11 protein-coding genes are annotated in these 11796 nt (G+C 40.8%); 7 read left to right on the forward strand and 4 right to left on the reverse strand.

Going from position 1 to position 11796, the window contains the following annotated elements; genetic code table 11:
• Positions 1-15 precede the first annotated feature (15 nt).
• Positions 16-639 carry an AmiS/UreI family transporter gene (locus tag HU823_RS06420; protein WP_197221494.1) on the reverse strand — a complete coding sequence of 208 codons (624 nt, stop codon included), beginning with the start codon at positions 637-639 and terminating at the stop codon, positions 16-18.
• 227 nt (positions 640-866) lie between these two features.
• Here HU823_RS06420 and HU823_RS06425 point away from each other — a divergent pair, with 227 nt between their 5' ends.
• Positions 867-2606: a PAS domain-containing sensor histidine kinase gene (locus tag HU823_RS06425; RefSeq protein WP_197221495.1), complete on the forward strand. Its 1740-nt coding sequence runs from the start codon at positions 867-869 to the stop codon at positions 2604-2606.
• A 162-nt stretch (positions 2607-2768) separates the two neighbouring features.
• Complete coding sequence (locus HU823_RS06430; protein WP_144696835.1) at positions 2769-3623, forward strand: GAF domain-containing protein; 855 nt, start codon at positions 2769-2771, stop codon at positions 3621-3623.
• Between the two features lie 229 nt (positions 3624-3852).
• Here HU823_RS06430 and HU823_RS06435 read toward each other — a convergent pair whose 3' ends face one another.
• On the reverse strand, positions 3853-4866 hold the full coding sequence (locus HU823_RS06435; protein ID WP_231607320.1) for an NADP-dependent oxidoreductase: 1014 nt from the start codon (positions 4864-4866) through the stop codon (positions 3853-3855).
• Positions 4867-5086: 220 nt separating this feature from the next.
• Between HU823_RS06435 and HU823_RS06440 the strand changes: the two genes are divergently transcribed.
• From HU823_RS06440 to HU823_RS06460, 5 genes are all read left to right on the forward strand, one after another.
• Complete coding sequence (locus HU823_RS06440; RefSeq protein WP_197221496.1) at positions 5087-5527, forward strand: DUF1934 domain-containing protein; 441 nt, start codon at positions 5087-5089, stop codon at positions 5525-5527.
• Complete coding sequence (gene argS / locus HU823_RS06445) at positions 5524-7194, forward strand: arginine--tRNA ligase (protein ID WP_197221497.1); 1671 nt, start codon at positions 5524-5526, stop codon at positions 7192-7194. Before HU823_RS06440 ends, argS begins: the two co-directional genes overlap by 4 nt.
• A 336-nt stretch (positions 7195-7530) precedes the next feature.
• Positions 7531-8097 (forward strand): DinB family protein, encoded by a 567-nt coding sequence (locus tag HU823_RS06450; RefSeq protein WP_197221498.1) that lies wholly within the window; start codon positions 7531-7533, stop codon positions 8095-8097.
• A gap of 89 nt (positions 8098-8186) precedes the next feature.
• Positions 8187-8357 (forward strand): DUF1427 family protein, encoded by a 171-nt coding sequence (locus HU823_RS06455; RefSeq protein WP_066399082.1) that lies wholly within the window; start codon positions 8187-8189, stop codon positions 8355-8357.
• 7 nt (positions 8358-8364) lie between these two features.
• Positions 8365-9138 carry an alpha/beta fold hydrolase gene (locus HU823_RS06460; protein ID WP_144696843.1) on the forward strand — a complete coding sequence of 258 codons (774 nt, stop codon included), beginning with the start codon at positions 8365-8367 and terminating at the stop codon, positions 9136-9138.
• Here the strand turns inward: HU823_RS06460 and uvsE are convergent.
• Both uvsE and cls read right to left on the reverse strand, forming a co-directional pair.
• Entirely contained in the window at positions 9131-10087 is a 957-nt protein-coding gene (uvsE, locus tag HU823_RS06465; RefSeq protein ID WP_197221499.1) for a UV DNA damage repair endonuclease UvsE, read from the reverse strand. The two genes, HU823_RS06460 and uvsE, sit on opposite strands and share 8 nt — an antisense overlap.
• 387 nt (positions 10088-10474) lie before the next feature.
• Positions 10475-11665, reverse strand: coding sequence for a cardiolipin synthase (gene cls / locus HU823_RS06470; protein ID WP_197221500.1), 1191 nt, complete (start codon positions 11663-11665; stop codon positions 10475-10477).
• Positions 11666-11796: the final 131 nt, after the last annotated feature.

The raw sequence follows: 11796 nt of genomic DNA on the forward strand, positions 1-11796 counted from the left end.
GAGACCGGCGAACATTTAAGCTAATTCTTCTACTAATTTTTCTTTTTTGATCGATTTTGCAAATAAAATTGCTTCTACTACGAAATAAACCATTGATCCGACGCATACATACGTCCAGATTTCTTGAAGTTTAGCGTTTTGCCAAAGATCCAGAAGCATGAATAAGGAAGGAAGCGTTAACGTCACCCATGACTGAACGAAAGCGACTCTTCCAATATAATTTTCGTACGGTTTTTTAAGTGCAGACGACAAGAAGAACAGAAACCAAAGGAATGCCCACAACACCCAAGTTAGTGCGTTTACTATGTCATTTTCTTGAACGTAAAACACAAGTGCATAAACGATGGCCATCATCGATACCCACAGGGAGTACCAACCGAGCCCGCTGGAATCGAATCCTTTTAGAATCGTCACACCTAGGTAAAGGTAAGTGAACCCGAATAAGAAAACAGCACCGTTATTGAACATCGACCAGTTTGATCCATCAGACGTAATAATTAGATAGAACGGTGTGATGACTTGAAGTAATCCGACTAATATATTGAAGACCGCGACACTTTTTTCTTCAGCTTTTCCAAGCAACATCAAGCTGTTCAAGAATAATGCTCCACCTGAAAACAGCAATCCTATAGCACCCATTTTATTCCCTCATTACTTTTTATAAATTTCTTTAGAGGTCAGACCTCTTACATTAATCAAATATAGTAAATTCTTAAGTGTAAAGCAATGGAAATCTTAAGAAAAATAGTAGGATGGGACTGACTTCAACTGTTTTTAGCTAAATTTGTCGAAATTTGTTATATCATTATGTCTTTTTTGCTATAGTTACATTAGAGAATTAGTTGGATAAAGGGGGGACAAATGAAATGACAGCGATTTCAAATCAGATGGAGTATTTCCAAATGTTTATCGACCAGCTTTCTGAAGCGGTTGTGGTTGTGGATAATAACGAACAAATATTGGCAGTGAATCACCATTACTTAAACCTGACAGATCAAGCTGCTTTTGAAACAGGAAAGTCAGTGGATGAAGTTCTTTTACGACATTCAGATGGTGAAGAAGGAACATTGCTTGCTGAGAATGGATTTATTTCGGTAAAAGTGAGTGAAGGGTCTTTACCGTTTATCGAGAGTTCTACTCGCTATTATATTTTGAAAGAACTGCCGGCTGTCGTTCATTCTTGTCAGGAACCTCTTATGAAAACGCTAATGAACATCGTTCCCGATTTTATTGGCATCAAAGACGGAGATGGGCGCTTTGTATTTGCTAATGAATTTGTAGGTGAACTATTTGAACTGCCTGGGTTTGATTTTACCGGAAAGACAGATGCTGATTTAGCGGAGATCACGCCAGATTTTCACGATGTTTTTCAGTATTGTATCGAGACAGATGAGCAAGTGTGGCAGGCAAAAGAAATTGTCAGGTGTGAAGAATTCGTACCTGCACGCGACGGCAGTACACGCTTTTTTGATGTATATAAAATTCCTGTGTTTCATCCAGACGGAGCTCGCAAGAACTTGCTTGTTTTTGGCCGGGAAGTAACGGAAAAGATCGAGTCCCGACAGCTGCTAGAAGAGAGCGAAGCGAGATACAGGCTGCTTGCTGAAAATGCGATGGATATGATCACAACACATAAAGCTGACGGTTCATTTACGTATATTTCACCTGCATCGTATGCGTTATTAGGGAAAAGACCTGAAGAAATTTTAGGAGACACTGGGTATAATATGCTTCATCCCGATGACGAAGAAGTATCGAGAAAAGCACATGAAGATTTAATCGCGTCGCCATGTACGAAAACCGTTCCTTTTCGCTTACAGCATAAGGACGGACATTATGTGTGGCTAGAAACTTCGTGTAAGAGCATTACGGATGACACAGGTAAAGTTGTGGAAATCATAGGAGTTACGCGTGATATCTCAGACCGAAAAAAATCAGAAGATATGCTGCGTCAGTCTGACAAACTTTCAATCGTCGGCCAGCTCGCGGCTTCGGTTGCACATGAAATCCGTAATCCGCTGACTTCACTAAAAGGATTTGTTCAGTTTTTACAAGAAAGCCAAGAGATCGATCCATCAAACTACTACAGTATTATGGACAAAGAACTGAACCGCATCGATCAGATCATGGGACAGTTGCTATTGTTAGCAAAGCCCCAAGTCCGAACGTATAAAAAGACTTGTTTAAACGAGATTGTGGAATTTGTAGAAATTCTTTTACAGCCTGAAGCTCTCCGACAAAATGTTCAGATCAAGAAGGAAATGTCCGAAGATTTACTATGGATTCATGCCGAGGAAAACGAACTGAAGCAAGTTTTGATCAATCTCTTGAAGAATGCGATCGATTCTATGGTGAATGGCGGAGAGATTGTGATTAGAGGAGAACAGATCGACGAAAACATTCACGTGTCAGTCAAGGATCAAGGCTGTGGTATTCCAGCAGACCGAATTCAAAAAATGTGCGAACCTTTTTACACAACAAAAGAAAAGGGTACTGGATTAGGGCTGATGATCAGTTCGAAAATTATGAAAGAGCATAATGGGAAATTACATTTTACAAGTATAGAAGGTAAGGGCACGACTGTCTCTATGATCTTACCTGTTTAATCGGCGAGCTGGCTTTATTAAGGAGTCAGCTTATTTTTTTTTGAAAATTTTCCTTTGCTCTATTCATTAACTATTTTATTTTTTAAATTATCCAAAAATTATAACTTTTAAATGATATACTTGTCTCAAGCAAAAAGTGCTTTTATTAAGGGAGGGAAGATAATGACTGATGATTACGAGAATGAGATTACTAATTATTATTCGTTGAAGTCTGTTTCCCGCAAAATGTTTGACTTAATTAGTAAACAACTGAATGTTAAAACTACATATGTAACAAGAAAGGGAAAGAGAGCGATTACCGTTCTAAGCTCTTTTAATGAGGATGAGGAGATAATTACGGAGGGTTACAGTGTAGAATATGGAGAAACGTATTGCCGGTTAATTATAACGAACGAAGGCAGTACAATGAAGGCAAGAAACTTAATGACTGATTCAAGAACACGGGAGTTAGAGGTAACAGGTGAACTTAAGATCAAAGGATTCTTAGGTGTTACACTAAAAGATCTAAAAGGGAATGTATTTGGAACGCTTTGCGTGATGGATCGAAAGGAAAGAGAGTTTTCGGAAGATGATGTAAACTATCTGCACTCCATAGCAGGTATCTTGTCTCATATTATTGAACTCGATGAAACGAAACATCATATGGGATTCTTAAGTGTCCCGATCATTCCACTTACAGATGGGGTTTCCATCCTTTCCCTGCAAGGCATTGTAGATGAGGTCCGCTCAGAACAAATAATTAGTGATGTCCTACATAATGCAGCAGAAAGTGATATTGATTTCTTTATCATAGATTTATCAAAACTATATATTCAGGATAACCGTTTTCCAAAAGAGTTGTTCACGTTGATCAATGCTCTTTATTTAATAGGAGTAAGAACAATCATTACTGGAGTGACTCCAGCGTTTGCTCATGAGCAAGTCGATCATTTTGATTTAAAGAATGCGAAAACAAAGTATGTGAACAATATTCAATCAGCATTGGATTATATCGGCTATCATTTAATAGAAAAATAAAGGATATGATGCAGACGTTTAGTCTGTTTATAGAAGACTAGATTTCTTATAAGGAGTCGGTCTTTTTTCATTTTAAAAAATCCCCTGTAATTGTTTTTATATGCGTTATCTATCTTTTTTTGTTGAACGATACTCTTTGAAATGTTTCCAGCAGCAACACGCCATTTTATAAAAAAGAAGCTTTCCACCTATAAAAGGTGAAAAGCCACAAAAATTTGAATAAAAAATCCTACACATTCTCCGGCTCAGCTACTTTTACGAGCTGTTTTCCTGTGTTTTCACCTGAAAACAGTCCTAAGAACGCATCAATCGTGTTTTCAAAGCCATCTACGATATTTTCGCTATAAGATATTTTGCCTTCTTTTACCCATTTAGCAAGCTCGATCGCGCCTTCTTCAAAATGAGCCGCATAATCGCTTACGATGAATCCTTTCATTAGAGCACTGTTGATCAGAATTTGACTTTGCATACGTGGACCAACATCTGCTTTTTCAAGGTTGTAAAGAGCGATCTGGCCACAAACAGGAATGCGAGCGCCTTTGTTGATCAGCGCCAATACGCTATCAGAGATCTCACCGCCGACGTTATCAAAATAGACGTCAACGCCGTCTGGGCAAGCTGCTTTTAGTGCTTCAAATACATTTTCCGTCTTGTAGTTGATCGCAGCATCAAAGCCTAGTTCGTCTTTTAAGTAAGAGATTTTATCGTCTGAACCTGCGATTCCGACAACACGAGCACCTTTGATCTTAGCGATTTGGCCAACAATCGTACCAACAGCTCCAGCGGCACCGCTGACTACAACGGTTTCGCCTTCTTGTGGGTTGCCGATATCAAGTAGTCCGAAATATGCCGTTAAGCCAGTCATGCCTAATACACCTAAGTTTGCAGTGAGTGGAGCAAGAGATGGATCTAATTTACGAACTTCAGCATCGCTTGCTACGTTGTATTTTTGCCATGCTAAGTTACCGATCACAAAGTCTCCTTCTGCCAGTTCGCCTGAACGAGATTCAACAACTTGTCCAACGATTCCACCAGAGATCGGTTCGTTTAACTGAAATGGAGGCACGTAGGATTTACGATCACTCATGCGTCCTCTCATGTACGGATCTACCGATAGATATATCGTTTTTAAAAGTACCTGATTGCTTTCAAGTGCAGGAGTAGAAGCTTCCTCGAAGCGGAAATCACTTTTTTGAGGTGCGCCTTTTGGTCGATTTACGAGTAAAATTCTTTCGTTTTTCATTAAGATCCTCCTCATTTCTATTTCTTCTTCTCGAGTGTATAATACGTCATTCACTACCTTCATTCCAAATCATCCACTCATGAAAACGTGTTTTTAGGATAAATTTACCTAATAAGACCATGATTTTTTAAAAAGACACCCATAAGGTTGAAGGGAGGCAGTGAAATCTTTTATAATAGGTAAGTTAAAGAGGGACATCAAAAAAGGAAGTGTTGTTCGCATGGATCAAGATACGGAATTGTCTGTTGCGCTTTCGATAAGTTCAGAAGTACATTTCAGCGGTGAAGCGGAGAAACATTTCACCGAGACAGATGGAAAGCTCTATAAACGTGGGGACGTCACCTATCTTCAGTATAAGGAAGAGATAGAAGGTGCAGGTTCTGTCAATAATGTGATTAAGATAACGCACGCTGGTATTCTGATTATCCGCTCAGGCAGTGTATCTATGAAACAGAAATATTTAATCGGCCAAACGACAAAAGGCATGTACGACAGCCCATATGGCCAGCTTTGGATGGAAACGACTACACATGAAATGAATTTCCGCTGGAATCAGCAAAAGCAGACGGGAGATCTTAATCTCGCATACGAGCTGGTTCTGCAGGGTGAACATACAGGAACACATCGAATCAAGATTAATTTTCAGGAGGCAAAAGCATGAATATCCTTGACCAAGTCAAGCAGCTGTTAAAAGAAGAGATCGAAGAAGCGGTCGTTAAAGCAGGACTCGCTAAAAAAGAAGAACTGCCTGCAGTCGTTCTTGAAGTACCGAAAGATAAAGCGAATGGTGATTTCGCGACGAACATGGCCATGCAATTAGCGCGTGTGGCAAAAAAAGCACCTCGTATGATCGCGGACGATCTTGTTGCAAATTTTGATAAAAGTAAGGCATCTATCGCAAAAGTTGAGATCGCAGGTCCTGGTTTCATTAACTTTTACATGGATAACTCTTATTTAACAGAGCTTGTACCGACTGTATTAAAAGCGGGCAAGGATTACGGAAGAACTGAGCATGGCGGAGGTAAAAAGGTTCAAGTCGAGTTCGTATCTGCGAACCCTACAGGAACCCTTCACTTAGGACATGCACGTGGTGCAGCTGTTGGTGATACGATCTGTAATATCCTAGACTATGCAGGTTATAACGTTTCTCGTGAGTTCTACATCAATGATGCTGGAAATCAGATCAACAACTTAGCTACTTCGATCGAAGCTCGTTATTTCCAAGCGCTAGGCAAGGATAAAGAGATGCCTGAAGATGGTTACCACGGAGCAGATATCATCGAGTTTGGTAAAGATCTTGCCCAAGAGTACGGCGATTCTTGGTTAGATAAAGACGAGAGCGAGCGTGTTAGCTTTTTCCGTGAATACGGTCTTACACGAGAGCTTGAAAAACTAAAAGCTGACCTCGCTGAATTCCGTGTAGATTTCGATGTGTGGTTCTCAGAGACATCTCTTTATAAAAACGGAAAAATTGATGCAGCACTTGAGAAGTTAAAAGCTAAAGGTGTTGTTTATGAAGAAGAAGGCGCGACATGGTTCCGTACGACAGATTATGATGATGACAAGAACCGAGTACTCATCAAAAATGACGGATCTTACACATATTTAACGCCAGATATCGCGTATCATAACGACAAGTTTGAGCGTGGATTTGAGAAGCTGATCAACATCTGGGGCGCTGACCACCACGGTTACATCCCGCGTATGAAAGCGGCGATTCAAGCATTAGGTTATGATAAAGAACAGCTCGATGTAATGATCATCCAGCTTGTCTCCCTATTCCAAAACGGTGAAAAAGTCCGTATGAGTAAGCGTACGGGTAAAGCTGTAACGCTGCGTGAACTGATGGAAGAAGTGGGCATCGATGCGACTCGTTATTTCTTTGCGATGCGTTCTAACGATACTCACCTTGATTTTGACATGGACTTAGCGGTTTCAAAATCGAACGAAAACCCTGTGTTCTACGTACAATACGCACATGCGCGCGTATGCAGCATGCTTCGTCAAGGGGAAGAAATGGGTCTTTCTTATAAGGGAGACGTGGATCTTTCTCAGATCGATTCTGAAAAAGAGTTCGAGCTTTTGAAGAAAATCGGAGAATTCCCTGCAGTGATTAATGAGGCAGCAGAAAAACTTTTAACGCACCGTGTAACGAACTATGTTTTTGAGCTGGCATCTGCTCTTCATAGCTTCTATAACGCAGAGCGTGTACTCGATCCAGAAAACAAAACAAAATCACAAGCGCGCTACGCGTTGATGAAAGCTACTCAAGTAACGATTGAGAATGCATTGAACATCATCGGTGTAGAAGCACCTGAGCGTATGTAATATATATGGAAAACCTGTCTCCGGACAGGTTTTTTTCGTTTTGGAAGAAGTTTGCGAGCGTGGTTTTTTTGGTTTGTGAGCGATTCTAGGGTTTTGTGGGCGATTCTAGAGATTTGTGAGCGATTCGAGAGGTTTGTGAGCGATTCTAGGGATTTGTGAGCGATTCCAGAGGTTTGTAAGCGATTCGAGAGATTTATGAGCGATTCGAGAGATTTATGATCGATTCCAGAGTTATGCTCGATTACCGTCATCCACACCGCATCCAAAACAAAAAAGGAATTTTCAAGCTTTTCTTGAATTCTATTGAAGCACATCAATGCTGAGGAGGTTTCAAAAATGACATCATCCAACAAAAGCCCTTTTGATATCGGACAGATTGAAGGGTACTCAAAAGAATTTTCCAACTTGATATCCATGATGGACTACACGAGGGAAACGACGATCTGGGATGTCCAAGATCTATCCGTAGAAGAACTCGATTACAGAATCAACGGAATCGGGAATTCAATCGGCATGCTGCTCGCTCATCTCGTGGCTGTAGAAAAGATTTATCAATTTATCACATTCGACGGAAAAGATCTTCCAGAGGAGGAGATCGAGCGTTATGCAGAGACCTTGCAGCCTGCACTCGATCTAGGTGAGGCAGCGACGATTATCCATGGCAATACAGCAGAATTTTATCTAGAAGACTTAAAAAAAACCCGTGAAATTACCTTGCAGCATTTTCAGAAGCTTGAAGATTCATGGCTCTATGAAACAACACCGTGGTGGGGGAATGAACTCGGTAACAATTACTTTAAATGGTTTCATGTATTTGAAGATGAACTGAGTCATCGCGGCCAGATTCGTATTATAAAAAAGCAGTATGAGTTAGCGACAGCGAAAACTTCTGCGCAATCCTAACCGCAACGAAAAAAGGGATAATGTCGGGATAACATGCCATATTAATAAGAGATAGGTTTGGAAACTCGTTTTAAAGAGGGGGTACATATATGAAATTAATCGTATTATCACTAATAACAGGCGCTCTCGTAGGCTTTGTTTTTGCCCTATTAAAACTCCCGATTCCAGCACCACCCGCATTACCAGGAATCATGGGCATCATTGGTATCTATTTAGGCTATCAAGCTTACATCTGGATGGCAGGTACTTTTCTAAAGTGAGGAAAACATGGCATTAGCCGGGCTGACCTCTGAGTTGCAAATCTATTATGAAAAGCTAGGAACTGGTGCTCCGATCGTTTTTTTACACCCGCCCGGTATGAGTCATCTTGTGTTCAAGTACCAAAAAGAATTAGCAGCCGATTATCAGACGATCTTTCCTGATTGTAGGGGGCATGGTCGTTCGTCTAGTAAAGACCCAGAAACGTTTACGATATGGGACTTGGCAGATGATGTGGCTTCTTTATTGGATCACTTATTATTAGAAGAGGCATATATTTGTGGGTATTCAGCAGGTGGCTCGGTTGCACAAGCGTTTGTTCAAAAATATCCGCAGCGCACAAAGGGTCTTATTTTGAGTGGAGGCTTTCCTCAAGTTTCTACATTCACACTGAAAAAGCAGTTTCAAACAGGAATAAGGCTGGCAAAAAATGCACCAGCCCTACTCAATCAGATTCTTGTCAGCACACATTCAAACTCTCCAGAAGATCGAAAAGAAATGTTGTCTTATCATAAGCTGACAGATTCTAAAACGTGTCAGCGGTTCTACCAAGAAAGTCTTTCCTTCCAATGCACGGATCAGCTAAAAGAGTGGCGATTTCCGTTGTTGTTCATTTACGGGGAACAAGCGGAATATATGCATGCTTATAGAAGGATCTACGCAAGGAATGTTCACCCGAAAGCAAAGTTCGTTCTCTTAAACAAAGCGCTGCATCAGCTTCCGATCAAACATTATGCAAGCTTTAATGCAGAGATTAGAAAATTTATTCCATGCCTTACATAAGGATGGTTCCGCCGCTCATCCTTTTAAAGCCGCGTACTTTCTCTAGCTCAGCAACGAGCTGAAGAACAGCGCGGTCTTTTTGTTTCGCTTCAATCATTACGTCGAGCTCATCTGTGTAATTTGACATCAATTTAAAAAACGGCAGAACATAATCCAGACTAACGAAGTCATGGTGGCTTCTGTACGCCTTTTCGTCTTTTGGTGAGGAAAGATGCACCTTTGGTGGTCGACCTGTATTCTCCCACGTTTTCACGAACCTCGGCAATAATTCTTCAAGCTTACCATCGTCATCCGGATTCGCCATGTAATGATGGTAATCAAACATAAGCGGAATGCCTTCATTTTCACAGACTTCTAATGTCTCTTTGGTGGTGAACGTTTTATCGTCGTTCTCAAGCGTCATCCTCGCTTTAACATCAGCAGGGAGAAGTTTAATATTTTCATAAAAACGTTCTAAAGCAGACGGCTTATCACCATAAGCCCCACCGATATGAATATTGATATAGCTTCGGTCCTCGATACCCATCCCTTTTAGCAGATCAAAATGATATTGCATATCTTTCACCGCGTTTAACGTCACCTCTTCACGAGGGCTCGTAAACAGGGTGTACTGGTTAGGATGCATGCTCGTTCTGATATTGTATTTTTTTACGAGCTTTTCGATCTCTTTGCATTCTTTCTTCGTGTGCTTTAAAAAATCCCAAGCTGCTTCAGGGTGGGTAGCTAAAGGGACGATCGAAGACGACATGCGGTGAAGAGGAAGCTCGTGCGCGATGCAATAATGAAGAACGCGCAATGTGCGCTCGAGATTATTTTTCGTGATGGCAAGCAATTGAGCTGTGCGTTCTTTTTCATCACGTTTTTGATACGTAGCATAAGTCATCGTTTTTGCAGGTGAGGCCTCATATAAATTGAGAGCCGTAGATACAAATCCGAAAGATGTTAACATGTTTGGCCCCCTGTTGTTTTGGTTTAATTTTTTGATATATTTCCAAGAAGGATGAAGTCGTGATCTTATGAAGAAGTACTACTAAATTGCATCATTGAATGGTTGATTGGAGTGTAAGGTTGCCGACTCCTGCGGGACAAGCGGTCAGGTGAGACCCTTAAGGGCGCAAAGCGGCAGTCCGAAATGTGGAAGTGACTCGTTCAGCCCCGACAAGCAAAAGTTGAATGGGCTATGAAGGCGCACTTTGCCTTCTTGACTGTTTAACTTTTGACCTCGAGGGGCTAGTCACTGCAACTAGACAGGAGGCTCACCGCCTGCCCCGCGGAAAGCGAGCAACCTGAAACGGAAATCAACACTTTCAGAATCTACAAAGAATTCACTTTCAACTTATAGAAACGGCGATAACACAAAACCCACCACTTCTTTTAAGCGAACTTTAACGGTACGGCGTGTCTTCTTTAAGCGGGCTAGCGTCAATTTCTCAGAGCGTTCAAGATCTGAAGCAAGCACCTGCTTCACCGCTTGGATCTCCGATTTATCTGTAAAGATGCAATTTAGCTCGTCGTTATAGAAAAAGCTGCGAAGATCAAAGTTTGCGGTACCAATATCGCAGACCGTATCATCGAACATAACAATCTTGGAATGATAAAAACCTTCATGAAACTGATAGATCTCTGCACCAGCTTCTAAGAGCGGTTTAACGAAACGATAAGATGCTTCTTGCACAAAAGGATGATCGGGGTTCATCGGAACGAGAAGCTTTACGTTGACGCCACGATGGAGTGCTGACAAAAGCTCTCTGTTCATCTTTTTACCCGGAATAAAGTATGGCGAACCTATAAAAATGCTTTTTTTCGCACCTTTTATTTTTGTGTAAAAATAGCGGTAGCCGGCCTGTCCTTTTGAAGGAAGAAGCATTAGCTCTTTTGCCTCTTCTTCATTGAGAAAAGATGAGGTCTCATTATGAGTCATCTTTTCATTTGTTGAACCGTTCCAATCGTCGATAAACAGACGCTGTAATTGGATAACAACTTTACCTCTTAATTTTAAATGATAGTCGCGCCAATCTCCAAACCGTGTGACTCTGCCAATATATTCATTTCCTACGTTATATCCACCCAAATAGCCGATCTCTGAGTCGATGATCGTGATTTTTCGATGATTTCGGTGATTTATGCGGTATAAGAGGTACGGAAATTGCGGCTTGTTGCTGTATTCAAAATGAACACCAGCATCTTTTAGACTGTTAACCGTCTTTTTTTTCAGCCCGTAACTCCCCATGTAATCAAGAAGCAGTCTAACTTCTAAGCCTTGATGTGCTTTTGCGATCAACTTCCTACATAGCTCTTGTCCGAGTTCGTCATCTCGTAATATGTAAAACTGTATGTAGATCGATTTGTTCGCTTGATCTATGTCTTGAAACAGTGAATCGAAAAAATGAGAACCCGTTGTTAAAAGATGCATATTGCCTGTTATGTTTACAGGAGGTTCTTCTTTTGCGGTCGTTTGTTTATGTCCTAAATAAAAGTCGATCCAAGCCAAAAAACCAATGGCTATCATCACTAAAACGATCCACATGTTCTTCTCCTCCTTTTAAATCAATCTTTTATTTAGTATACCCCTACCATATGAAACCACTAAAAAATTTTTTTGCATGGATGTTGACTGAATGCTCATTCATTTATTTTTTATGATATAATGGAGTCAGA

It is taken from the genome of Fictibacillus sp. 18YEL24 (assembly GCF_015903855.1).
Classification (GTDB): domain Bacteria; phylum Bacillota; class Bacilli; order Bacillales; family Fictibacillaceae; genus Fictibacillus; species Fictibacillus phosphorivorans_C.